The sequence below is a fragment of the Pseudomonas sp. NPDC096950 genome (genome assembly GCF_044762525.1).
Classification (GTDB): Bacteria; Pseudomonadota; Gammaproteobacteria; order Pseudomonadales; family Pseudomonadaceae; genus Aquipseudomonas.
On record NZ_JBIWEL010000016.1, the window covers coordinates 1 to 25096 of the forward strand.

At 60.4% G+C, this 25096-nt stretch carries 21 protein-coding genes, 1 tRNA gene and 1 pseudogene; 6 read left to right on the forward strand and 17 right to left on the reverse strand.

From position 1 onward, the window contains the following. Positions 1-50 precede the first annotated feature (50 nt). The 5 genes from ybgF to nadA all read left to right on the forward strand — a co-directional run bounded on the left by ybgF (position 51) and on the right by nadA (position 3875). A complete protein-coding gene (gene ybgF / locus ACIQY3_RS22245) occupies positions 51-899 on the forward strand; it encodes a tol-pal system protein YbgF (RefSeq protein WP_403023637.1) in 849 nt (282 codons plus the stop codon). A 166-nt stretch (positions 900-1065) separates the two neighbouring features. After that, positions 1066-1713, forward strand: a complete 648-nt coding sequence (gene queE / locus ACIQY3_RS22250; RefSeq protein ID WP_403023640.1) for a 7-carboxy-7-deazaguanine synthase QueE — start codon at positions 1066-1068, stop codon at positions 1711-1713. A 1-nt stretch (position 1714) separates the two neighbouring features. Beyond that, complete coding sequence (gene queC / locus ACIQY3_RS22255) at positions 1715-2407, forward strand: 7-cyano-7-deazaguanine synthase QueC (RefSeq protein WP_054044981.1); 693 nt, start codon at positions 1715-1717, stop codon at positions 2405-2407. Positions 2408-2470: 63 nt separating this feature from the next. Further along, positions 2471-2546: transfer RNA gene (locus tag ACIQY3_RS22260), tRNA-Lys, on the forward strand. 270 nt (positions 2547-2816) lie between these two features. Continuing rightward, entirely contained in the window at positions 2817-3875 is a 1059-nt protein-coding gene (gene nadA, locus ACIQY3_RS22265) for a quinolinate synthase NadA (protein ID WP_403023644.1), read from the forward strand. 123 nt (positions 3876-3998) lie between these two features. Here the strand turns inward: nadA and ACIQY3_RS22270 are convergent, their stop codons facing one another. The 12 genes from ACIQY3_RS22270 to arcD form a co-directional block, all read right to left on the reverse strand. Next, a complete protein-coding gene (locus ACIQY3_RS22270; protein ID WP_403023647.1) occupies positions 3999-4487 on the reverse strand; it encodes an RDD family protein in 489 nt (162 codons plus the stop codon). Between the two features lie 94 nt (positions 4488-4581). Then, on the reverse strand, positions 4582-4794 hold the full coding sequence (locus tag ACIQY3_RS22275; RefSeq protein WP_003175786.1) for a cold-shock protein: 213 nt from the start codon (positions 4792-4794) through the stop codon (positions 4582-4584). Between the two features lie 393 nt (positions 4795-5187). After that, a complete protein-coding gene (gene gcvT, locus ACIQY3_RS22280) occupies positions 5188-6312 on the reverse strand; it encodes a glycine cleavage system aminomethyltransferase GcvT (RefSeq protein WP_403023650.1) in 1125 nt (374 codons plus the stop codon). Between the two features lie 33 nt (positions 6313-6345). After that, positions 6346-7722 carry an L-serine ammonia-lyase gene (locus ACIQY3_RS22285; RefSeq protein WP_403023653.1) on the reverse strand — a complete coding sequence of 459 codons (1377 nt, stop codon included), beginning with the start codon at positions 7720-7722 and terminating at the stop codon, positions 6346-6348. Positions 7723-7913: 191 nt separating this feature from the next. Further along, positions 7914-10781, reverse strand: coding sequence for an aminomethyl-transferring glycine dehydrogenase (gcvP, locus tag ACIQY3_RS22290; protein ID WP_403023656.1), 2868 nt, complete (start codon positions 10779-10781; stop codon positions 7914-7916). A gap of 11 nt (positions 10782-10792) precedes the next feature. Continuing rightward, positions 10793-11176, reverse strand: coding sequence for a glycine cleavage system protein GcvH (gene gcvH / locus ACIQY3_RS22295; protein ID WP_008027813.1), 384 nt, complete (start codon positions 11174-11176; stop codon positions 10793-10795). A gap of 433 nt (positions 11177-11609) precedes the next feature. Further along, positions 11610-13118: a sigma-54-dependent transcriptional regulator gene (locus ACIQY3_RS22300; protein WP_403023660.1), complete on the reverse strand. Its 1509-nt coding sequence runs from the start codon at positions 13116-13118 to the stop codon at positions 11610-11612. Between the two features lie 270 nt (positions 13119-13388). Continuing rightward, a complete protein-coding gene (locus ACIQY3_RS22305; RefSeq protein WP_403023663.1) occupies positions 13389-13751 on the reverse strand; it encodes a DUF5064 family protein in 363 nt (120 codons plus the stop codon). Between the two features lie 12 nt (positions 13752-13763). Continuing rightward, complete coding sequence (arcC, locus tag ACIQY3_RS22310) at positions 13764-14693, reverse strand: carbamate kinase (protein ID WP_403023666.1); 930 nt, start codon at positions 14691-14693, stop codon at positions 13764-13766. 189 nt (positions 14694-14882) lie between these two features. Then, positions 14883-15893 carry an ornithine carbamoyltransferase gene (locus tag ACIQY3_RS22315; protein ID WP_403023669.1) on the reverse strand — a complete coding sequence of 337 codons (1011 nt, stop codon included), beginning with the start codon at positions 15891-15893 and terminating at the stop codon, positions 14883-14885. 69 nt (positions 15894-15962) lie between these two features. Then, positions 15963-17219, reverse strand: coding sequence for an arginine deiminase (gene arcA / locus ACIQY3_RS22320; protein WP_403023672.1), 1257 nt, complete (start codon positions 17217-17219; stop codon positions 15963-15965). A gap of 26 nt (positions 17220-17245) precedes the next feature. Further along, a complete protein-coding gene (arcD, locus tag ACIQY3_RS22325) occupies positions 17246-18673 on the reverse strand; it encodes an arginine-ornithine antiporter (RefSeq protein ID WP_403023675.1) in 1428 nt (475 codons plus the stop codon). Between the two features lie 351 nt (positions 18674-19024). Between arcD and ACIQY3_RS22330 the strand changes: the two genes are divergently transcribed. Beyond that, complete coding sequence (locus tag ACIQY3_RS22330; protein ID WP_403023678.1) at positions 19025-19888, forward strand: DNA-3-methyladenine glycosylase family protein; 864 nt, start codon at positions 19025-19027, stop codon at positions 19886-19888. A 130-nt stretch (positions 19889-20018) separates the two neighbouring features. Here ACIQY3_RS22330 and ACIQY3_RS22335 read toward each other — a convergent pair whose 3' ends face one another. The 5 genes and pseudogenes from ACIQY3_RS22335 to ACIQY3_RS22355 all read right to left on the reverse strand — a co-directional run bounded on the left by ACIQY3_RS22335 (position 20019) and on the right by ACIQY3_RS22355 (position 25080). Next, positions 20019-21350 carry a CoA transferase gene (locus tag ACIQY3_RS22335; RefSeq protein ID WP_403023681.1) on the reverse strand — a complete coding sequence of 444 codons (1332 nt, stop codon included), beginning with the start codon at positions 21348-21350 and terminating at the stop codon, positions 20019-20021. Between the two features lie 193 nt (positions 21351-21543). Further along, complete coding sequence (locus ACIQY3_RS22340) at positions 21544-22299, reverse strand: methyl-accepting chemotaxis protein (RefSeq protein WP_403023986.1); 756 nt, start codon at positions 22297-22299, stop codon at positions 21544-21546. A 150-nt stretch (positions 22300-22449) separates the two neighbouring features. Further along, positions 22450-23682, reverse strand: a pseudogene (locus ACIQY3_RS22345) (chemotaxis protein); the annotation flags it as partial. Between the two features lie 221 nt (positions 23683-23903). Further along, entirely contained in the window at positions 23904-24299 is a 396-nt protein-coding gene (locus ACIQY3_RS22350; RefSeq protein ID WP_403023684.1) for a YbaN family protein, read from the reverse strand. 178 nt (positions 24300-24477) lie between these two features. Continuing rightward, positions 24478-25080 carry a biliverdin-producing heme oxygenase gene (locus ACIQY3_RS22355; protein ID WP_403023687.1) on the reverse strand — a complete coding sequence of 201 codons (603 nt, stop codon included), beginning with the start codon at positions 25078-25080 and terminating at the stop codon, positions 24478-24480. Between the last annotated feature and the right edge of the window lie 16 nt (positions 25081-25096).

Sequence of the window (25096 nt, forward strand, 5' to 3'; positions counted from 1 at the left end):
AGCAGTCCTGGGCTCAAAACCGTCGCGTCGAACTGCGTAAGTAATTCGTCATGCGAACGTGCCGTCGTGCTGTAACTGTTCTGGCTCTCAGTCTCGCACCGCTTGCGGTGTGGGCTGCGGTTCCTGTGGTCGATAACAATTCCGGAAACAATAGCGGGACCAGTTATCCGCCTGCGGGTTACGGTACGAACGGCGCCTATGCCGGGGGAGGGGTTTCGGCCCCTGTCTCGGCACAGGGCGAGCTGTTCAACCAACTGCAATCCATGCAGGAGCAGATTTCACGCCAACAAGGTGTGATCGAAGTTCTGCAAAATGATGTAGCGCGCATGAAGCAGGAAAACCTGGAGCGATACCAGGATCTTGATCGGCGCATAGGAACCGGCGTTGCACCAGCCGCCACTCCTGATAATTCTTCCACCGGTGGCACGTTGAATGCCCCCGGCGCAGCAGCTGCTGCAGGCGCCAGTGCAGGTGCAGGAGCGGCCGCCGCTCAAGCACCAGCCGCCAGCAGTGAACCGGGTGATCCGGCGAAGGAAAAACTGTATTACGATGCAGCCTTCGACCTGATCAAAGCCAAGGATTTCGACAAGGCCAGCCAGGCTTTTGCCGCTTTCCTGCGCAAATACCCGAACAGCCAATACGCGGGCAATGCCCAGTACTGGTTGGGCGAAGTCAATTTGGCCAAAGGTGATCTGCAAGGTGCAGGTCAGGCATTTGCCAAGGTTTCGCAGCTGTACCCCAAGCACGCCAAAGTGCCTGACTCGCTGTACAAGCTGGCGGATGTAGAACGCCGCCTGGGTCATACCGACAAGGTCAAAGGCATTCTGCAGCAGGTGGTGTCCCAATATCCGGGCACTTCCGCCGCTCAGTTGGCTCAACGCGATTTGCAACGCATGTAAGCTGGCTTGACCAGAATTGAAGAAACCCGCGCTTGTCGCGGGTTTTTTCGTTAGAATTCACGCCCTTTTTCTGAAATACGCTTTTTGGGATTCGCGCGTTGGCGGGGTTCCTTGAAGAGCCTGACGGAGGCGGACAGCCTGTTTAGCTGTTACGCCCGTGGCGACTATGCAAGACACATTGAGAATTACCGAAGTTTTCTACTCGTTACAGGGGGAAACGCGGACTGCCGGGCTGCCCACCGTTTTTGTGCGCCTGACCGGTTGCCCATTGCGTTGCCAATACTGTGACAGCGCTTACGCGTTCATCGGCGGCACCATTCGCCCCCTCGACGATATCCTCGAGCAAGTGGCCGGTTTCCGTCCGCGCTACGTCTGTGTCACCGGCGGCGAGCCGCTGGCGCAACCCAATGCCATCCCATTGCTCAAGCAGTTGTGCGACGCCGGTTACGAAGTGTCACTGGAAACCAGTGGTGCGCTCGACATCTCGGCGGTAGATTCCCGGGTCAGTCGCGTCGTGGACCTGAAAACCCCAGGTTCGAAAGAAGCGCATCGCAACCGCTACGAGAACATCGAACTGCTGACGCCCAACGACCAGGTGAAGTTTGTCATCTGCTCGCGGGAAGACTACGACTGGGCTGTGTCCAAGCTGATCCAGTACGGCCTTGATCGACGTGCCGGCGAAGTCCTGTTCTCGCCAAGTCACCATGACCTGAATGCACGGGACCTGGCTGACTGGGTAGTGGCGGACAATCTGCCAGTGCGTCTGCAATTGCAGCTGCATAAATATCTTTGGAATGACGAGCCGGGGCGCTGATATGACCGAACAACTGAATACAACCGAAAAACGTGCGGTGATCCTGCTGTCCGGCGGCCTGGACTCGGCAACCGTCGTGGCCATGGCCCGCGCTGAGGGCTATGCCTGCTACACCATGAGCTTCGACTACGGTCAGCGCTCCCACGCCGAATTGCACGCCGCCGCGCGTGTCGCCCGCGACCTGGGAGTGGTCGAGCACAAGGTGATCGGCCTGAACCTGAACGGTATGGGCGGCTCGGCACTGACCGACACCAGCATCGATATTCCGGAAGAGGCGGGTGAAGGCATTCCGGTGACTTACGTGCCGGCGCGTAACACCGTGTTCTTGTCCCTGGCACTGGGCTGGGCCGAAGTGCTCGGCGCACGCGACATCTTTATCGGTGTGAACGCGGTGGACTACTCCGGTTACCCGGACTGCCGTCCCGAGTTCATCGAATCCTTCGAACGCATGGCCAATCTGGCGACCAAGGCCGGTGTCGAAGGCAACGGCTTCCGTATCCAGGCTCCGCTGCAAAACCTGAGCAAGGCGCAGATCGTCGAGGCAGGCGTGAAGCTGGGCGTTGATTACGGACTGACCGTTTCCTGCTATCAGGCGGACGATAAAGGCTATGCATGCGGCAAATGCGACAGCTGCCGCCTGCGTGCAGAAGGCTTCGCAGCCGCCGGAATCAGCGACCCAACCCCTTATTTTTGATTTATTTCAAATTAGGTGTTGAATAGTCCTTAGAAATCAGTATTATACGCGCCACCACACAGCGGGTCGTTAGCTCAGTTGGTAGAGCAGTTGGCTTTTAACCAATTGGTCGTAGGTTCGAATCCCACACGACCCACCATTTTTGTAGCAGTTTTAAAAGTCTGGAAGGCCCACGCAAGTGAGGATTTCCGGATTTTTTTTTGCCCGCGATTTGTGCTCGGCTCAACGCGGGACTACACCGCGTGACGCAGGTCAGAATCATCTTTTGCATCCGCGGGATATTCTGTAGCCTTGCCCGGCTCCAACGTTGTGCCTGATGAATACTAACGCTCCCGGCGGTACCCTCAAGGGGTCCGGAGCCGGGTGTATACTCGACTTTCGCGCGAAAGCGCCCGCAGGTCTTGCGATCATGACGCAAATTTCTGAACGTCTTCTGGTTCAAGCTCACCTCGACGCCAAGCAGCCCAAGCCGCTGACCACCGAGGAAGAGGCTTTTTACCGCGCCGCCATTGCCGCCGAGCTCAAGGCTCAGGACGCAGTGCTGGTTGCCCACTTCTATTGTGATCCGGTGATTCAGGCCCTGGCCGAAGAAACCGGCGGCTGCGTCTCCGACTCCCTGGAAATGGCCCGCTTCGGCAATGCCCATCCGGCCAAGACCGTAGTGGTCGCGGGAGTGAAGTTCATGGGCGAGACCGCGAAGATCCTCAACCCCGAAAAACGCGTGCTGATGCCGACCCTGGAAGCGACCTGTTCGCTGGACCTGGGTTGCCCGGTGGACGAGTTCTCGGCGTTCTGCGATCTGCACCCGGAACGCACGGTGGTGGTGTATGCCAACACCTCGGCGGCGGTTAAAGCTCGGGCCGACTGGGTGGTGACATCAAGCTGCGCGCTGGAGATCGTCGAAAGCCTGATGGATAACGGCGAGACGATCATCTGGGGCCCGGACAAACACCTGGGTACCTACATCCAGCGCAAGACCGGCGCGGACATGCTGTTGTGGGACGGTGCCTGCATCGTTCACGAAGAGTTCAAGTCCAAGCAGCTCGAAGACATGAAGGCGCTGTACCCGGACGCAGCCATTCTGGTGCACCCGGAGTCGCCGACGTCGGTGATCGAGCTGGCGGACGCTGTCGGTTCCACCAGTCAGTTGATCGCCGCCGCGCAAAGCCTGCCGAACAAGACCCTGATCGTCGCTACCGACCGCGGCATCTTCTACAAGATGCAGCAGCTGTGCCCGGACAAGGTGTTCATCGAAGCCCCAACGGCCGGTAACGGTGCCGCGTGCCGCAGTTGCGCGCATTGCCCGTGGATGGCGATGAATACCCTTGAGCGGACGCTGAAGAGCTTGAAGGAAGGGACGAACGAGATCTTTGTCGATCCGGCGTTGATTCCCCAGGCGATCCGGCCGTTGAAGCGGATGCTGGACTTCACCCAGGCGGCGCGGATGAAGTTGGCCGGGAACGCCTGAGTCACAAGAAAACTGTGGGAGCGGGCTTGCTCGCGAAAGCGGTCTATCAGTCGACATTTGCCGCGACTGAAACAGCGCTTTCGCGAGCAAGCCCGCTCCCACATTGATTTTTGTGTGGCGGGATTACTTGGTTTTCTTCGGAATACGAACGAGCTGCGTATTCGAATACATGTCATGCCAGCTGCGTTTCTGCTTATCAAACAGCGGCCAGAGAAAACCCAGGCCCACGCACAGCCACGACCCGATCGACACCACAAACCTTAACAACGCCTGCCACAGGCTAATGGACGAACCGTCGGCGTTCTGCACGCGGATTCCCCACACCTGCATACCCAAGGTCTGGCCGGACCAGGTCCAGAACTTGGCGAAGAAACCGAACAGCACGAACAACAGCACCGTCGACAGCAATGGATCACCGTCCAGCGCGCCGGCTTCGGTCAGGGTGCGCATTTTGTCTTCGCCGATAATCGCCATCTGGATCATCTTGTAGATGCCGCTGGTGACGATCAGCAGGGCGGTGCACAACAGGAAGTCATAGAACATCGCTGCCAGGCGACGACCCAAGGCGGCGGCGGGGAAGTCGCCCTGGGGTTTGAGCAGGTGTTTCGACATGGCAGCCTCTGGCGGAAAAAGAAGCCATTTTACGGATTTACGCGCACAAAAAAGCCCCTGATGTCAGCATCAGGGGCTTTTTCGTTACAGAAGGTTAGGCTTCTGCTTGTACTTCGTCAGCCTGCATGCCTTTCTGGCCTTGCACAGCGACGAAAGTCACTTTCTGGCCTTCTTTCAGGCTCTTGAAGCCGTTGCCCTGGATGGCGCGGAAATGCACGAACAGATCCGGACCGCTTTCAGGAGTGATAAAACCAAAACCTTTCTCGTCGTTAAACCACTTGACGGTACCGCTCTGACGTTGGGACATTTCTTATTTCCTTTGACGCAAAAATTAATGACAGTCTCTTTCTCATGAAAGAGTACTGGGGCTGGTTGCAGGAGAGTAAGAAGACGTCGAACGGGATGTAGCTAACTTGTAGGCTACTGCCCAGGTCACGATTCCAAGCGACCCATGCAAACACAGTGAACAAACTCTACGCCAACTAGCCAATAAAAAACAAGCCCCTGTGAGGGGCCCGGTTTTGCTCAGGTTGGTGGCTGTTAGACGGTCCACTAGTGCGGGCTTATACGATTGCCGTGTTCAATTGTTTTCGATCGTTATAAGCCAAGTTCATTATCGAACGGTTGCACTGTTTTATGGCGGTTGCGTTACAGATTAGTGCACTGTTAACGCAACCGCGTTACTTATAGAAACAGTCAATCAACCACGATAGTAGCGTTGTGGAACAAATGGCATTTTGCTTACAAGCAAAGGCACCTTTTTCCCACGAACAATTGCCCAAACCGGAGTGTCGAGAGCGATGTAAGCACTGTCGACGTAACCCATGGCCAGAGGACCGCCGAGGGTCGGCCCGAAGCCGCCGCTGCACACGCTGCCGATGATCTCGCCGGCTTCGTTGACGATCTCTGCGCCTTCGCGCACCGGAGTGCGTTCTTGCGGCAGCAGGCCAACACGCTTGCGGCTGACCCCGCCTTGTTGCTGGGCGAATACCGTTTCCGCACCCGGGAAGCCGCCGGCCCGCGCACCATCGGCACGACGAGGCTTGGAGATGGCCCACAGCAGACTCGCTTCGATCGGCGTGGTCTCGGTGTTCATGTCGTGGCCGTACAGGCACAGGCCGGCTTCCAGGCGCAGGGAGTCACGGGCGCCAAGGCCGATGGCGGCCACTTCCGGCTCGGCCAGCAGGGCGCGGGCGAGGGCTTCGGCATTGGCGGCCGGTACGGAGATTTCGAAACCGTCTTCGCCGGTGTAGCCCGAACGGCTGACAAAGCAGTCCACACCCAGCAGTTTCACGCGGGCGAACTGCATAAAGGTCATCTTCGACACTTCAGGCGCCAGGCGTGCGAGCACGGTCACGGCGGCCGGGCCTTGCAACGCCAGCAACGCGCGTTCTTCGAACAGCGGCTCGATGGTGCACTGATCGCCGATGTGCTGGCGCAAGTGCGCCAGGTCCTGATCCTTGCAAGCGGCATTGACCACCAGGAACAGTTCGTCGTTACCGAGGTTAGCGACCATCAGGTCGTCGAGGATGCCGCCGGTCTCGTTGGTGAACATCGCGTAACGCTGCATGCCCACCGGCAAGTCGATGATGTCCACCGGCACCAGGGTTTCCAGGGCCTTGGCGGCATTGGCACCGGTCAGGCGGATCTGGCCCATGTGCGAAACATCGAACAGCCCGGCCTGCTCACGGGTGTGCTGGTGTTCTTTCATCACGCCCAACGGGTATTGCACCGGCATGTCATAGCCGGCGAACGGCACCATGCGGGCGCCGAGTTCGATGTGCAGTGCGTGCAGCGGGGTTTTCAGCAATTGTTCGGTGGACATATTCAGCTCCTGAAAATAATGCGGATGCGTGCATCAGCACTCGATAATGTTGACCGCCAAACCGCCACGGGCGGTTTCTTTGTATTTGCTTTTCATGTCGGCGCCGGTCTGGCGCATGGTGCGGATGACCTTGTCGAGGGAGACGAAATGTTGCCCGTCGCCGCGCAGGGCCATGCGCACCGCATTGATCGCTTTCACCGAGCCCATGGCGTTGCGCTCGATGCACGGCACTTGGACCAGCCCGCCAATCGGGTCGCAGGTCAGGCCGAGGTTGTGTTCCATGCCGATTTCCGCGGCGTTCTCCACTTGCTGCACCGTGCCGCCGAGGACTTCGCACAAGGCGCCGGCCGCCATCGAACAGGCGACGCCGACTTCACCCTGACAGCCGACTTCAGCGCCGGAGATCGAGGCGTTTTCTTTATAGAGAATGCCGATGGCCGCCGCGGTCAGCAGAAAACGCACGACCCCGTCTTCGTTGGCGCCAGGGATGAAGCGCATGTAGTAATGCAGCACCGCCGGGACGATCCCCGCCGCACCGTTTGTGGGCGCAGTGACGACGCGCCCGCCATTGGCGTTTTCTTCGTTGACCGCCAACGCGTAGAGGTTGACCCAGTCCAGCACTGACAGCGGATCGCGCAGGGCCGATTCCGGGTTCTTGCACAATTGCCGATGCAGCGCGGCGGCACGGCGCTTGACCTTCAAGCCGCCGGGCAAAATGCCTTCGTTACGGCAACCGGCGGCGACGCAGTCCTGCATCACTTGCCAGATGTTCAGCAACCCGGCGCGGGTTTCCGCTTCCGGGCGCCAGGCGCTTTCGTTGGTCAGCATCACCTGACTGATCGACAAGCCGTAGGTGGTGCAATGAGTGAGCAGGTCCTTGGCGCTTTTGAACGGGAAGGTCAGCGGCGTAGCGTCTTCAACGATACGGTCGGCACCGGCCGCATCTTCATCGACGACAAAACCGCCGCCGACCGAGTAGTACTCGCGGCTGCGGATCTGAATGCCGGCGGCATCGAAGGCGCGAAAGATCATGCCGTTGGGGTGATACGCCAACGGTTTGCGGATCATCGCCAGGTGTTCTTTTTCGTTGAACGCAATGCTGTGTTCACCGAGCAGGTTCAGGCGACCGTTGCCGCGAATTTCTTGCAGGCGGGCGGCGACGGTTTCGGTGTTCACGGTGTCCGGGTGTTCGCCTTCCAGGCCGAGCAGCACAGCCTTGTCACTGCCGTGGCCCTTGCCGGTGGCGCCGAGCGAGCCGTAGAGCTCGACTTTGACGCTGGCGGTGGCGGTCAGCAACCCTTCACGGCGCAGACCTTCGGCGAAACGCGCAGCGGCACGCATCGGGCCGACGGTGTGGGAGCTGGAGGGGCCGATACCAATCTTGAACAGGTCGAACACGCTTAACGACATGAGTTGTTCTCCGGTTTCTTGTTATAGGAATTCGCGGAATCTGGGGCTTTGCACGGTCCCCTGTGGGAGCGGGCTTGCTCGCGAATGCGGTAGGTCAGGCAACATTGAGGTGACTGATCCACCGCATTCGCGAGCAAGCCCGCTCCCACAAGGGGTAATGCAGTGGGGCGGATTAACCGCCCCACACAGTTTTAAGCGTAGCTTTCGATCGACGGGCAAGCGCAAACCAGGTTGCGATCGCCAAACACGTTGTCGACGCGACCGACCGGTGGCCAGTATTTGCCTTCGATCAGCGATGCAACCGGGTAAACCGCTTGCTCACGGCTGTACGGATGCGTCCACTCGCCAACGATTTCCGCCGCGGTGTGCGGAGCGTTTTTCAACGGGTTGTCGTCCTTGTCCAGCGTGCCGTTTTCCACCGCGCGGATTTCTTCGCGGATGCGGATCATGGCGTCGCAGAAGCGGTCCAGTTCTTCCTTGGATTCGCTTTCGGTCGGCTCGATCATCAGCGTGCCGGCCACCGGGAAGGACATGGTCGGGGCGTGGAAGCCGAAGTCGATCAGGCGCTTGGCGACGTCATCGACGCTGATGCCGCTGCTGTCTTTCAGCGGACGCAGGTCGAGGATGCATTCGTGCGCTACCAGGCCGTTGCTGCCGGTGTAGAGCACTGGATAGTGCTCTTCGAGGCGACGGGAAATGTAGTTGGCATTCAGGATCGCCAGTTGCGAAGCACGCTTCAGACCCGCGCCACCCATCATCCGAATGTACATCCAGGTGATTGGCAAAATGCTCGCGCTGCCGAACGGTGCCGCGCAGACCGCGCCTTCCTTGCGTTCCATGGTGCCGTGACCCGGCAGGAACGGGGTCAGGTGCGATTTCACACCAATCGGGCCAACGCCCGGGCCGCCACCGCCGTGGGGAATGCAGAAGGTTTTGTGCAGGTTCAAGTGCGAGACGTCGCCGCCGAACTTGCCCGGCGCGCAGAGGCCGACCATCGCGTTCATGTTGGCGCCGTCGATGTACACCTGGCCGCCGTGGTCGTGAATGATGCCGCAGATTTCGCGGATGCCTTCTTCGAACACGCCGTGGGTCGACGCGTAGGTGATCATCAGCGCGGCGAGGTGTTCGCGGTGCTCGATGGCTTTGGCGCGCAGGTCTTCGATGTCGACGTTGCCACGGGCATCGCACGCGGTGACGACTACGCGCATGCCGGCCATGTTGGCGGTGGCCGGGTTGGTGCCGTGGGCGGACGATGGAATCAGGCAGATGTCGCGGCGGTCTTCGCCACGGCTCTGGTGATAGGCGCGAATCGCCAGCAGGCCAGCGTATTCACCCTGGGAGCCGGCGTTCGGTTGCAGGGAGATCGCGTCGTAACCAGTCGCGGCGCAGAGCATCGCTTCCAGTTCGTCGGTCAGTTGCTGGTAACCGGCGCTTTGTGCGGCCGGGGCGAACGGGTGCAGGGCGCCGAATTCAGCCCAGGTCACCGGGATCATTTCGCTGGCGGCGTTGAGTTTCATGGTGCAGGAACCCAGCGGGATCATGGTGCGATCCAGGGCCAGGTCCTTGTCGGCGAGCTTGCGCAGGTAGCGCATCAGCTCGGTTTCCGAGTGGTAACGGTTGAACACCGGGTGGCTGAGGATCGGCGATTGGCGCACCAGTGCCGCTGGAATCGTCGCTTGAACCGAAGCGGCGAGGGCGGCGAAGTCTGGCAGCGACTTGCCGTCGGCCAGCAGGGCCCACAGGGTTTTCACGTCGGCTTGGGAGGTGGTTTCGTCGAGGGACAGGCCCAGACGTTCGGCATCCACGACGCGCAGGTTGATCTGCTGGTCGCGGGCCTTGTCGTGCAATGCGGCAGTGTTGGCGCCGGTCTTGATTGTCAGGGTGTCGAAGAAGTTTGTTTGCTCGACATTCAGGCCGATCGCTTTCAGGCCTTGGGCCAGAATCGCGGTCAGGTGATGCACGCGGTTGGCAATCTGCGTCAGGCCTTTCGGGCCGTGGTACACGGCATACATGCTGGCGATGTTGGCCAGCAGTACTTGCGCGGTGCAGATGTTCGACGTGGCTTTCTCACGGCGGATATGTTGCTCGCGGGTCTGCATCGCCAGACGCAGGGCCGGCTTGCCGAAACGGTCCACGGAAACACCGACCAGACGGCCCGGCATGTCACGCTTGAACGCATCTTTAGTGGAGAAGTAAGCGGCGTGCGGGCCACCGAAGCCCAGCGGCACGCCGAAGCGTTGCGCGCTGCCGATGGCCACGTCGGCACCGAATTCACCCGGCGGGGTAAGTACGGTCAGGGCCAGCAGATCAGCCGCGACGGCGACCAAAGCGTTGGCGGCGTGGAAGCGTTCGGTCAGTTCGCGGTAATCGAACACGTCACCGTTGCTTGCCGGGTATTGCAGCAGTGCGCCGAAGAACGGCGTCACGTCAGTCAGCTCTTGCTCGTCGCCAACCACCACATCGATGCCCAACGGCTCGGCACGAGTGCGCAATACGTCGAGGGTTTGCGGGTGGCAATGCACGGAGGCGAAGAAGGCGTGGCTGCCCTTGTTCTTGCTCAGGCGTTTGCAGAAGGTCATGGCTTCGGCAGCGGCGGTGGCTTCATCCAGCAGCGAGGCATTGGCGATCGGCAGGCCGGTGAGGTCGCTGATCAAAGTCTGGAAGTTCAACAGCGCTTCGAGACGGCCCTGGGAAATCTCCGGTTGGTACGGGGTGTAGGCGGTGTACCAGGCCGGGTTTTCCAGCAGGTTGCGCAGGATTGGCGACGGCGTGTGGGTGCCGTAGTAGCCCTGGCCGATGTAGGTCTTGAACAGCTGGTTTTTGCCGGCAATGGATTTGATCAGCGCCAGGGCATCGGCTTCGCTCAGGCCGTCTTCGAGGCCGAGGACGCTGGTGCCTTTGATGCTTTCAGGGATGACGCTGGCGCTCAGGGCTTCCAGGGAGTCGAAACCGAGGCTGTTGAGCATCGCTTGCTCGTCACCGGAACGCGGGCCGATGTGGCGGGCGATGAATTCGTTGGCGGTGGTCACATCTACAGAAACAGAAGGTACTTGGGTCATGTCAGCGCTCCTCAGGCTTCGGCGTTGGCTTTGATCAGGCGGTCGTAAGCGTCCTGATCCAGCAGTTTGGCGACAGCCGAGGCGTCGGTTGGCTGGAAGCGGAAGAACCAGCCTTCGCCCAGCGGATCTTCGTTGACCAGTTCCGGGCTGCTGTCGAGCGCCGGGTTGACTTCCAGCACCTCGCCATCGAGCGGCATGTACACGCCGCTGGCGGCTTTTACCGATTCCACGGTGGCGGCTTCAGCGCCTTTGTCGTAGGACTGCAGCTCAGGCAGTTGTACGAAAACCACGTCGCCCAAGGCGTTCTGCGCGAAAGCGGTGATGCCGACTGTGACGCTGCCGTCAGCTTCGGTGCGCAGCCATTCGTGATCTTCAGTAAAACGCAACTCGCTCATGGAAACTCCTAAGGGGGCCAGACTCGTCTGGTGGACGCGATTGAATGCTTGGGCTAAAGCCCTTCTTTATAGGTGGCTACTAAGCAAGATCGCGGCCAAGGTTGTTAAAGCCTTATAAATCAGCATGTTGTGTACCGCGGCGGTATAGGCGGACCTAAAGCGTGTAGCGAAATCGCTACAGCCTGAAGCAAAGAAAAAAGCGTAATGGGATCAAAGCCTTGCACAGCGGTGATCAGGGGAGGGTGTAGCGATATCGTTCCGCTGTAGCGCTTTCAGTACAGATGAAGGTCGCTTTTAAACAGGTTTTCCGGCCTTACACAAAACCTGTGGGAGCGGGCTTGCTCGCGAATGCGGTGTATCAGTCGCCATCAATGTTGCCTGACACACCGCATTCGCGAGCAAGCCCGCTCCCACATTTTTGACCGAGTCAGGCTCAGGGTTTGTTTGGGATGCCGTACTTACGCAACCGATGAGCAATCGCCGTATGAGAAGTCTGCAACCGACTGGCCAGTTGCCGAGTCGAGGGATAGCTGACGTAGAGTTTTTCCAGCAACGTTTTCTCGAACTCTTCCATGGCCTGTTCGAGGCTATCCACTTCGCTGTCACTCTGCCGCGCCACTGAGGTGCCGGCGATGTCGAGATCACCAATATCCACCAGGCTGCTTTCGCAAATCGCGGCGGCGCGGAAGATCACGTTTTGCAATTGCCGCACGTTGCCCGGCCAGCGGTTGCCCAGCAATGCCGGGTAGGTGCCCGGCGCCAGGCGACAGACCGGGCGCTGAATCTGCGCGCAGGCCTGCTGCATGAAGTAGCGAGCCAGCAGCAAAATGTCCTGGCCACGTTCACGCAGGGGCGGGACTTCGACGTTGAGCACGTTGAGGCGATAGAACAGGTCTTCGCGGAAGGTGCCTTCGCTGACCATTTTTTCCAGGTCGCGGTGGGTCGCGCTGAGGATGCGCACGTTGACCTTGACCTCACGATCACCGCCCACCCGACGGAAGCTGCCGTCGTTCAAAAACCGCAGCAGTTTCGCCTGCAAGTACGGCGACATCTCGCCGATTTCATCGAGAAATACCGTGCCCTGGTTGGCCAGTTCCATCAGCCCCGGTTTGCCGCCCCGTTGCGCGCCGGTGAAGGCGCCGGGTGCATAGCCGAACAGTTCGCTTTCGGCAAGGTTCTCCGGCAATGCTGCGCAGTTCAACGCCAGGAACGGTGCACTGTGCCGCGCGCTGATGGCGTGACAGGCCCGGGCCACCAGTTCTTTACCGGTGCCGGTTTCGCCCTGAATCAACAACGGTGCATCGAGGGCCGCGACCCTTTGGGCGCGGGCCTTCAACGTACGAATCGCCGGGGATTCGCCGAGCAGCGCATCGAAACCTTCGGCGTGGTCGTGGTGAAGGGCGGAAAGGCGTTCGCCGATCCGGTTCGGCTGATACAGGGTCAGCAGGGCGCCGGCGTCGGTGATCGGCGTGGCGTCCAGCAACAGGGTCTGGCCATTGACGGTGATTTCCCGCAGCGGCAGGCGGAAGCCGTTTTCCAGCAAGGTATCGAGCAATGCCGGGTCGGCAAACAGTTCGGCGATGCTTTCTCCAGCGGGTTCACGACCGTACAGCGCGATGAGTGCCGGGTTGGCCAGCAGCACTTTGCCGGCACTGTCCAGGGCCAGCACCGGGTCGGTCATCGCCGCGAGTAACGCGTCGAGCTGCAAGTGCCGGCGCTGGCCGGGCAGGATGTCGACCACCGTCATCGCCTGCACGCCGCGCACGTTGAGCAAGGCGTCGCGCAGCTCTTCGAGCACTTCGGGGCTCAGGGTCGGGGCGTCGATGTAGACGTTCGGCGGAACCATTTCCACCGCATCCAGATTGAGATTGCGCCCACCGAGCAAGGCCAGGACTTCCTGGGTAATGCCGACGCGGTCGATGAAGCTGACGTGGATACGCATGGGGCGGTTTTTGGTTCTGGAATGCGGAGGGTGGCAAGTATGCCTTGGTGGAGGGCTGGGGTGAAATCTTGAGATTCAGGTTGGGGTTGAAAGCCACCCCTCACCCCAGCCCTCTCCCCAAAGGGGAGAGGGGGAAAGGGAGCCGATCTCTGTTGCTTTCAAGTCCTGAGTTCGACTTGATATTTCAGGTCGATGTAGCTCGAACATGCAACTCGGTCAGTTCCTTCTCCCCTCTGGGGAGAGGGTTAGGGTGAGGGGTGGCCTCAGGATTCACTCCAAATGTTCGGGCTTCACCGGATCACCCGATTTCATATCCAGCTGCACTCGCACATCTTCAAACATCGCATCGTAATGCTTGTGCACCGAGCCAATGCTGCTGTGGGTCTTGGGGATTCCGTACTTCTCGGCAATGTGCGTCACGTTGCTGGCGAAGTTGTAGGCCTGGTCCTTGGGCAGGAAGAACTGCTCTTCCATGTCCTTGCCCTGGATGCTGCCATGCAACGTGAACTGCATGCCTTTGCCTCCTTCGGGATCCTGGGTGACTTCATAGTCCAGGCACAGGTTGTAGCTGACATCATCGTCATTCAGCGCGTGGCGCTCGAAGTGCAAGTGACCCGGTTCAAACGTGGCCATTGGCGTCTCTCCTTATAAATAAGTAATGCCAGGTGTCGCCGTGCTGATGCGCGTGCCGGCCTTGCCCTGGACGATGGCTTCGATGTCCGAGAGTGAACCGATGACCGCGACTTTGCCAGTATTGCGGGCAAACTCACACGCAGCCTGGACCTTCGGCCCCATGGAACCGGCGGCGAAGCCGAGTTTTTCCATGGCGTCGGGGTGGGCCTGGGCGATGGCTTTTTGCGTTGGTTTGCCGAAGTCGATGAACGCGGCGTTGACGTCGGTGGCGATCACCAGCAGATCACTTTCCAGCTGTTCGGCCAGCAGCGCCGAGCACAGGTCCTTGTCGATCACCGCTTCCACGCCTTCGAGTTTGCCGCTGGCACCGTACATCGTGGGAATGCCGCCACCGCCGGCGCAGATCACGATGCTGCCCTTGTCCAGCAGCCACTTGATCGGGCGGATTTCGAAGATGCGTTTCGGCCGAGGACTGGCGACCACGCGACGGTATTTGTCGCCATCCGGGGCAATCGCCCAGCCTTTTTCGGCGGCAAGTTTTTCCGCTTCGGCTTTCGAGTAGACCGGACCGATCGGTTTGCTCGGGTGCTGGAACGCCGGGTCATTCGCATCGACTTCGACTTGGGTCAGCAGCGTGGCGAACGGCACTTCGAAGTCCAGTAGATTGCCCAGTTCCTGTTCGATGATGTAGCCGATCATGCCTTCGGTTTCGGCACCGAGCACGTCCAGCGGGTAGGGCGACACCGAGGTGTAGGCCGCCGCCTGCAGCGACAGCAGCCCGACCTGCGGGCCATTGCCGTGGGCGATGACCAGTTGGTTGCCGGGGTAAATCCGGGCGATCTGTTCGGTGGCGACGCGGATGTTGGCGCGTTGATTGTCCGCGGTCATGGGTTCACCACGGCGGAGCAGGGCGTTACCGCCCAGGGCGACGACGATACGCATAGTGCAGTCCTTTCAGAAAAGGGTTCGGGCAACACGGTCCTCCTGCCGAAACCCGATCCATTGTGGGAGCGAGCCTGCTCGCGAAAGCGGTGTATCAGCCGACATTGATTTTGGATGTCAGTCCGTCTTCGCGAGCAGGCTCGCTCCCACAGGGGCCGGTGTTTCGCCAGTGGGAGCCGGGCGAGGCTTTTAGATATCCGCCAACGCCGACACCAGAATCGCCTTGATGGTGTGCATGCGGTTTTCCGCTTGCTCGAAGGCGATGTTGGCCGGGGATTCGAAGACTTCTTCGGTCACTTCGACGCCATTGGCCAGGTGCGGATAGCGCGCGGCGATGTCTTTGCCGACTTTGGTTTCGCTGTTATGGAACGCCGGCAGGCAGTGCATGAACTTCACGCGCGGGTTGCCCGAGGCCTTCATCATCGCGGTGTTGACCTGGTACGGCAGCAGTTGCTCGATGCGCTCGTCCCACGCTTCCACCGGCTCACCCATCGACACCCAGATGTCGGTGTGGATGAAGTCCACGCCCTTGACCGCTTCTTTCGGGTCTTCAGTGATGGTGATGCGCGCGCCGCTTTCTTCGGCGAAGGCTTTGCACTGATCGATGAAATCCTGGTGTGGCCACAGGGCTTTCGGTGCGCCGATGCGCACGTCCATGCCGAGTTTGGCGCCGATCATCAGCAGCGAATTGCCCATGTTGTAGCGGGCGTCCCCGAGGTAGGCGTAGCTGATTTCATGCAGCGGCTTGTCGCTGTGCTCACGCATGGTCAACACGTCGGCGATCATTTGCGTCGGGTGGAATTCAGCGGTCAGGCCGTTGAACACCGGCACGCCGGCAAACTTGGCCAGCTCTTCGACGATTTCCTGTTCGAAGCCACGGTACTCGATGGCGTCGAACATTCGGCCCAACACGCGGGCGGTGTCTTTCATGCTTTCTTTGTGGCCGATCTGCGACGACACCGGGTCGATGTAGGTGACGTGGGCGCCTTGGTCGTGGGCCGCGACTTCGAAGGCGCAACGGGTGCGGGTCGAGGTTTTTTCGAAGATCAGTGCGATGTTCTTGCCTTGCAGGTGCGCACGCTCGGTGCCGGTGTACTTGGCGCGCTTGAGGTCACGGGACAGGTCGATCAGGTAGTTGAGCTCGCGGGTGGTGTGGTGCATCAAGCTCAGCAGGCTGCGGTTGCGCATATTAAAAGCCATGGTGGATCTCCTTGGGTTTCGGTTATCCCCCGACCTCACGCTTTATAAGGGTGAGGCCGGGCGCAAAAATTAATAGTCGATAGGGTCGCGAATGATCGGGCAGGTCATGCAGTGGCCGCCGCCGCGACCGCGACCGAGTTCGCCGGCACTGATGGTGATGACTTCCACGCCAGCCTTGCGCAGCAGGGTGTTGGTGTAGGTGTTGCGGTCGTAGCCGATCACCACGCCTGGTTCCAGGGCCACCACGTTGTTGCCGTCGTCCCACTGCTCGCGTTCGGCGGCGAAGCTGTTGCCGCCGGTTTCCACCACGCGCAGGGCCTTGAGATTAAGTGCGGCGGCCACGGTGTCGAGGAAGCTGGTTTCTTCGCGACGAATGTCGATGCCACCCGGTTTGCTGTCGTCAGGACGCAGGGTGAAGGCGACGATCTGGTTCACCACTTCCGGGAAAATCGTCACCAGGTCGCGGTCGCAGAAGCTGAACACCGTGTCCAGGTGCATCGCCGCCCGGGACTTAGGCAGACCGGCGACGATCACCCGTTCCACTGCGTTGTGCTTGAACAGGTTCAGCGCCAGTTGGCCGATGGCCTGGCGGGACGAACGTTCGCCCATGCCGATCAACACCACGCCGTTGCCGATCGGCATCACGTCGCCGCCTTCGAGGGTGGCGTTGCCGTGTTCCTGGTCCGGGTCGCCGTACCAGACCTGGAAGTCGGCGTTGGTGAACTCCGGGTGGAATTTGTAGATCGCGCTGGCCAGCAGGGTTTCCTGACGGCGCGCCGGCCAGTGCATCGGGTTCAGGGTCACGCCACCGTAGATCCAGCACGTGGTGTCGCGGGTGAACTGGGTGTTGGGCAGCGGCGGCAGGATGAAACTGGAGTGGCCGAGGAAGTCGCGGAACATCTCGATGGTCTTGCCGCCGAAACTGCTCGGCAAGTCATCGGCGGATACGCCGCCAATCAGGTACTCGGCGATTTTGCGCGGCTCCAGGCTGCGCAGCCATGAACCGACTTCGTTGACCAGACCCAGGCCTACGGTGTTGGCGGTGATCTTGCGGTCCAGAATCCAGTCCAGCGCTTCGGGGATCGCGACGATGTCGGTCAGCAGGTTGTGCATTTCCAGCACATCGACGTTGCGTTCTCGCATCTTGGTGACGAAATCGAAATGGTCACGCTTGGCCTGGGCGACCCACAGCACGTCATCGAACAGCAGTTCGTCGCAGTTGTTCGGGGTCAGCCGCTGGTGGGCCAGGCCTGGGGAGCAAACCAAGACTTTGCGCAGTTTGCCGGCTTCGGAATGTACGCCGTACTTCACTTTTTCCGTGGTCATTACAGTGATCCTCCAGATTGAAACGGTTACAGAGTCAGGAAGCCGTCATACAGCCCGTAGGCCGCCACCAGGGCACCGACGACGACGGCGGCGAAGATCAGCTTCTCGACAGTGGTGAAAACCGGTTTGCCCACTTCGATCTTGGCCTTGGCGAACAGGATCGCGCCGGGGGCATAGAGCAGGGCGGACAGCAGCAGGTATTTGATGCCGCCGGCATACAGCAGCCAGACCGCGTAGATCACCGCGATACCGCCGATGATCAGGTCTTTCTTGCGCTCGGCCAGGGCGTTTTCATAACTCTCGCCACGCACCGCCAGCAACAGCGCATAAGCCGCCGACCACAGGTACGGCACCAGAATCATCGAGGTGGCGAGGTAGATCAGCGACAGGTAAGTGCTGGCGGAAAACAGCGTGATGATCAGGAACACCTGCACCATCGCGTTGGTCAGCCACAGCGCATTGACCGGCACGTGATTAGCGTTTTCCTTGCGCAGGAACGCCGGCATGGTGTGGTCCTTGGCGGCGGCGAACATGATCTCCGCGCACAGCAGCACCCAGGACAGCAACGCGCCGAGCAGCGAGATGATCAGGCCGACGCTGATCAGTACCGCGCCCCAGTGACCAACCACATGTTCCAGCACTGCCGCCATCGACGGATTCTGCAACTTGGCCAGTTCCGGTTGGGTCATGATCCCAAGGGACAACACGTTCACCAGCACCAGGAACAACAGCACGGTGATAAAACCGATCACCGTGGCTTTACCCACGTCGCTGCGTTTTTCCGCCCGGGCCGAGAAGATGCTCGCGCCTTCGATACCGATGAACACCCAGACGGTGACCAGCATCATGTTGCGCACCTGGTTCATCACGCTGCCGAGGGTGGTGTTTTGTGTGCCCCAGATGTCGGCGGTGAAGATGTCCAGTTTGAACGCGAACACCGCGATCAACACAAACAGCAGCAGCGGCACGACCTTGGCGACGGTGGTCACCAGGTTGATGAACGCCGCTTCCTTGATCCCGCGCAGGACCAGGAAGTGCACGGCCCACAGCAGCACCGACGCGCCGATCACTGCGGCAACGGTGTTGCCTTCGCCGAAGATTGGAAAAAAGTAGCCGAGGGTGCTGAACAGCAACACGAAGTAACCGACGTTACCCAGCCAGGCACTGATCCAGTAACCCCAGGCCGATGAGAAACCCATGTAGTCGCCGAAACCGGCCTTGGCGTAGGCGTAGACACCGCCGTCCAGGTCTGGCTTGCGGTTGGCCAGGGTCTGGAATACGAAGGCGAGGGTCAGCATGCCGACCGCCGTGATCGCCCAACCGATCAACACGGCACCGACGTCCGCACTGGCGGCCATGTTCTGCGGCAGAGAGAAGATCCCGCCACCAATCATTGAGCCGACGACCAATGCAACGAGCGCACCGAGTTTCAGTTTTCCGGGGGATTCAGACATTGCATGACTCCAGTGCAGGAGAAGAGAGGCAACAGAATAAATCTGTTAACTGTTCAATCAGCTGACATAGATCAGTGCATGGGCACATTCCATTGTTAATGAAAGACTTATGAACTTTTCACGTGCATAACTGTATTGCTGGAAAAGCCCGGTCCAGAGGCCTCCGGCAGATCGAGGCAGGAATAACGCGTTGTGCGTTGAGTTTTTTAAGCTAGTTCGTTTTGGCGAATACGCAACTTTCAGTTGTCAGAATGTGGCCGGTTATAAATAAAAGTTGTAATAAGGTGTTAGTTGTTGAACGTTATTGCGGGTTATCTATTTAGTTAAATTAAATCACTTGGGGCTGTCTCGATGAGTTTGCTGCTGGCGTATCGACCACCTTACGACTGGGCAGCGATGCTGAATTTTTTATCGGCGCGGGCGATTGCCGGGATGGAGACGGTGGTCGATGGCGTGTATTCGCGCAGCATCGGCTTGAACGGTGTTCACGGCACATTTTCGATCACACCCGCCGGCGTGGATGCGCTGGAGGTGACGCTGGATTTCCCTGATCCGGGTGCCGTGCCCGAGATTGTGGCGCGGTTGCGGCGGATGTTTGATCTGGATGCCGACTTGCCCTCTATCCATCGACATCTGGCGGCAGATCCGTTGATGGCGCGACTGATCGCCGAGCGTCCCGGATTGCGCGTGCCGGGGGCGTGGGACGGTCTGGAACTGGCGATTCGCGCGGTGTTGGGGCAGCAGATTAGCGTGGGCGCGGCGATCAAACTGGCGGGGAAACTGGTGGCGCAGTATGGCGAGCCGTTGCGCTCACCGCTGTCGGGGCTGACCCATGTATTTCCCGGGGCGGCGGTGTTGGCGGCGGCGGACCTGGCGACATTGGGCATGCCGAAAAGCCGAGGCCGGACGCTGTCGGGTGTGGCGCAGGCGTTGCTGGATGATCCGCTGTTGTTTGAACCGGGGCGGGACAGTGGGGGGGCGCGGTTGTTGGCGTTGCACGGGATTGGTGACTGGACGGCGCAGTACATTGCGTTGCGGCAGTTGCGGGAGGGTGATGCGTTTCCGTCGGGGGATGTGGGGTTGATTAATGCGTTGGCGGCGCTTGAGGGAGAGCCGGTGACGGCGCGGGAGTTGTTGTTGCGGGCTGAAGTGTGGCGGCCGTTTCGGGGGTATGCGGCGCAGCTTTTGTGGACATCGTTGAGTCGGGCTGATTGAGCTGATCCGGAAGGATGGGTGGCTGTTATGGCCCCTTCGCGAGCAAGCCCGCTCCCACAGTGGACCGGGTTTTCCTGGAGGAATGCGATCCACTGTGGGAGCGGGCTTGCTCGCGAAAGCTATCTGAAAATCACCACCACTGCGCGCGATGGGCACCCAATTCAGACGCCGGCAGTGTCCATTGTAACGGCGTCCCGGTGATTTTCAGCGGAACGTGCAACCGATGCGCCGGCCCCCAAGGTGTCTGTTCAACCAACAGCCCTTGATCGCTGTCATCTTCCGCCCGCAACGGCTCATCCGTCCCGGCACCCTGCTCGATCAACAACTTCGCCGTCCGCGCCAACGACAACCGTGCTGACCCTCCACTGCCCAACAACATGATCGCCGCTGCCGCCATCAAATACCCGGTGGCGTGATCCAGCGCCTGCACCGGCAACGGCGTGGGTTTGTCGGCCTTCTTCCATTGCTGGCCAGCCTCGGCAATCCCGCTGCTCATCTGCAACAGGCTGTCGAAACCCCGACGATTCTGCCACGGGCCACTCCAGCCGTAGGCGTTGAGGCAGACATCGATCAACCCGGGGGCCAATGCCTGGCGTTCAGCCACGCCGTAACCCAAGCGTTCCAACGCATCGGCGCGGTAGCCGTGGAGCAAGATGTCGGCGTCCTTGAGCAGGCTTTCGAATACCGCGCGATCAACCTTGTCGTGCAAATCCAGGCGTGCGCAGCGTTTGCCGAGGGTGACTTCCGGCACGACGCCCGGCTCGTTCCAGGTCGGCGGGTCGATGCGCAAGACATCGGCGCCGAGCCCGGCGAGAAAACGGCTAGCGGTGGGGCCCGCGAGTACGCGAGTCAAGTCCAGCACCTTGATCCCGGCCAGCGGTCGCGCCACTGAGCCATGCCACGGTTTGGTGTTTTGGCCCGGATTGGCGGCGAATTGAATCAACGGCTCAGCGTTCACCGCGATGCCTTGAGGATGAGCCTGCCATTGCGCCCAGGTACGCATTTCGGCGGCGCAGCCACCGGCCTCGACCACGGCGGTTTCCAGATCGGTCTTGGCCCACTTCGCCACCTGACTGGCCATGCCGGCGCGGTCGGCACAAGCGCCGAGGACCCGTTCGGCAGCGGCGCGGTGATGCGGGGCGTTGGTGTGCAGGCGGATCCAGCCATCCTTCGTCGCATAGTCACCGGCGACCGGGTCCCACAGCGGCGGCACGCTCCAGCCCACGGGGCGAATAGAGGTGGCGAACCAAAACGAGGCCAGGCGGCGATCGACTTCAGGGCTGGGCAGGCGACGGGTTTGCTGCTGCAGCAACTGGCTGACAGCCTGGCCGGCGGCGCCGATGCTGGCGCAGGCCAGGTCGGTGACGGCGAACGCCGAGGGCAGGGCGCCGCTCGACGTGAAGGGGATTGGGGTGTGCGGCAAGCCGAGTGCGGCTTGAATGGACGTGAGTAAATCAGTCATCGAAGGCCCTCCGGAACGAGGGTTCGATCATAGATCAAAACAGATGACAGGCCGGATGAAATCCCCATGTGGGAATTAACTCCTGTGGGAGCGGGCTTGCTCGCGAATGCGGTGTGTAAGCAACATTGATATCGACTGACACGACGCCTTCGCGAGCAAGCCCGCTCCCACAGGGGGGATTTGCGGTGGATTGTTAAACGCGGAACTGATCCATTAATTTCATTTGGTGCGTGGCCAAAGCATTGAGCTGGCTGCTGATTTGCGCCGACTCTGTGGCTTGGCCGGTCAGGGTTTCGGTAACGGTACGGATCGCCGAGACGTTGCGGTTGACCTCTTCGGCCACGGCGCTTTGCTGTTCGGCGGCGCTGGCGATTTGCAAGTTCATGTCGCTGATCACCGTGACCGCGTCGCTGATCTTGCCCAGGGCCTGGACCGCTTGCTGGATTTGCCCGGCGTTGCTGTGGGCCTGGGTCTGGCTTGAATGCATAGTCGCGACGACGCCGCGAGTGCCGGTCTGGATGCGTTCGATGACGATGCGGATTTCTTCCACCGAGTCCTGGGTGCGTTTGGCCAGGTTGCGCACTTCATCGGCGACCACCGCGAAGCCACGACCGCTTTCCCCGGCCCGGGCCGCTTCAATCGCCGCGTTGAGCGCCAGCAGGTTGGTCTGTTCGGCGATGCTGCGGATCACTTCCAGCACTGAACCAATCTGCTCGCTGTTGACCGCCAGGGCTTCGACTTCGGTTACGGCTTTGCTGACTTCATCGGCCAGCAAGTTAATGTCCCGGGTGCTGCGTTCGATGATTTGCATGCCATCCCGCGCCGATTGGTCAGCGCCTTTGGCTGCGTTGGCGGCGTTCGATGCACTGTTGGCGACGTCGTGGGCGGTGGCGCTCATTTCATTGGACGCGGTGGCGACCTGGTCGATTTCGCGGAACTGCACCTGCATGCCTTCGCTGGTCTGGCGGGCGATTTCCGAAGACTGGTCGGCGGTGCCACGGGCGTCGGTGATGCTTTGTTTGATCTGCGCGATGGTCGGTTGCAGCTTGTCGAGGAACCGGTTGAACCAGCTCACCAGTTCGCCGAGTTCGTCTTTCTTGCTGTAGTGCAGGCGTTGGGTCAGGTCGCCGTCGCCGCTGGCAATCGCCTTGAGCATTTCGGCGACGCTGTTGATCGGCCGGGTGACGCCGGAGGCGGTGAGCCAGATCAGCAGCAGACCGACCAGCCCGGCCGCAATCGCCACCATCAGGGCCTTGATCGTGCCGCTTTGCTGCGCATCATCGAGCACCGCTTGCAGCTTCACCGAATCGGCCAGCAGCACCTGTTTCGGCAGGTCGATCACCACGCCCCAGGCTTTGGAATCGGGGATCGGGCTGACCGGGTACACCGCGCGGATCAGCTCGCCCTGTTCGAGAATCTTCGGCGAACCGTTGCCGAGCAGTTGCAGGACTTCCTTGCCGTCTGCGCCAAGGGTTTCGCCGATGTTTTTGCCGACCTTGCCGGCGTCGGCGCTGTAACCGGCGAGCACACCGCTGCCGGAGACGATCAGCATATGCCCGGCGTTGTTGAACAAATCACGCTGGGAATCCATCGCCGCCGCTTGCAGTGAGTCGAGGGCGATGTCCACGCCGACCACGCCAATGGCCTTGCCGTCCACCAACAGCGGCACGGAAATGGTGGTCATCAGCACTTCCTTGCCGCCGACGGTATCGGAATACGGGTCGAGCAGGCAGGTGCGTTTGTTGTCGCGAGGGCAGGTGTACCAACTGTTGTATGGGGTGCCGCTGAGGCTGAGGGTGGTTTTAGTCATGTCGTCTTCGACCATGATCGTGTTCAGCCCGACCCCGCCCGCGCGGCTCCAGTAACTGGCGAAGCGCCCGGATTCATTGGACTGTCGGGCCGCGTCATTGGCGAACTCGCTGTCCTTGCCGTCGAGGCCATTGGGCTCGAACGCCAGCCAGATTCCCAACACCTTGCTGTTGCGCTCGAACGCGGTTTTCAGGCTCTGGTTCAACTCTTCACGCAGGGCGCCAGCCTCCAGGGAACGCTTGGCGGCCATGTTGCGCATGTCCTTGATTTGATCGGCCAGGGCCGTCACCACCAGCAGGCTTTCGCCGAAGGTCTTCTGCACCCGCACGGCTTGCTCGGCGGCTTTGGCCTGCAAAAGGTTCTGCACACTGGCGGTGAGCATTTTGCTGCTGGAGGCGTTGACCAGTTCGTCGTTCTGGTTGGTCTGGTAGATGTTCATGCCGACGATCAAGGCAACGACGCCGAGCAGGCACAGACCGGACAACAGGACGATTTTCAGGCGGATGGACAGAGAGTCGAACATAGGGCGAACTCGCAAATGGATGAGGTGTTGGCCAAGAGACGGGAGAGATCCCGCTCGCCAAGTCCATTCAGCGCCATTTAATCCACATCGGCGCGCGCACAGCTTGCATGAGGGGTAAGCGGACGAACGGTATCAGGTGAACGTTTGCGCAGGAGAATCCCCTGAAACGGGCTGGAATTCAGGAGATTTGCGGTGTTGGGGCTATAGGGGATTTGTGTACGTCAGGAAGGTTGCGGGGCTGATTCCGGTCGCGACCAGATCCACAGATTGCCCAGGCTCATACCGGCAATCGCCAGGTAAATCGGCCAGCCGTGATCGAGCATCACCAGCATCAAACCGGCGCACAGCAACATGCTGACGGTGGCGCTGACCTTGGCCCGGCGGGCGATGATTTTGCCGTTGCGCCAGTTGCACAGGATCGGCCCGAACAACCGATGGTTTTCCAGCCAGGCACTCAGGCGCGGCGAACTCTTGGTCGCGGCCCACGCGGCGAGAAGGATGAACTCGGTGGTCGGCAGGCCCGGCACGACAATCGCAACCAGGCCGATGCCCAGGCTGACGTAGGCCAGCAGGCCGAAGAGGATTCGGGCGAGTTTGGAGGAGGCGAGGTGAGGCATGGGGCTTATGGTGACCAGTGTGGCGCACGATCGGCAAGTGTTGATTGGGGTATTGCGGGGTGTACTCAGTTCCCTTGTGGGAGCGGGCTTGCTCGCGAAGGCGGTGTATCAGGCAACATTGATATCGACTGACAAGACGCTTTCGCGAGCAAGCCCGCTCCCACAGGGGGGGGTGGTGTCAGGCGAGTTCCGGGGTGTAGGCCTGTTCCAGCAGTACGGTGAAGCGGTTGAACGCATCGACCGCAGCTTGCTCGATTTCGGCTTCTTCCTGAGCGCTGAACGCCAGCGAGTCGAGGGTTTTGACGAAGCTCTTCCAGCCTTCAGCGCGGCCACCGGCCGGTTCACCGAGGTGACGGGCACCAAAGGTTTCGCTCAAGCCCAGGCCCACGGCGCGCTTGATCAGAAACGCAGCACCCAGCTTCGAGCCTTCGGAAACGAACAACCAGCCCAGGGCCGCGGCTTTGGTTGGATTCTGCACGGCGCCTGCCACCGGTGCCGGAACCTCGGTGTCCAGGTCCGCCAGATCAGCCTTCGCCGCTTCGGCCCGGCAACGCGCCGGCAGGTCCGGGACGATGGCGGTCAGTTCGGCGTCGTTGTACAGCGCCACCAGTTCCGACTGGAACAGGTACTGCGCGACCACGAAACGGGCGAAGTTGGCCTGGGTTTCAAACGGCGCGTGGGCTTTGACCAGTGCATCCAGTTTGGTGTGGGGCTCGTTGGTGATCTGGTTCAAACGTTGCGAACGCAGGGCGGCGCGTTGAGCAGTGTCCGTGGAGGTCATGGGAAATCCTTGTGAA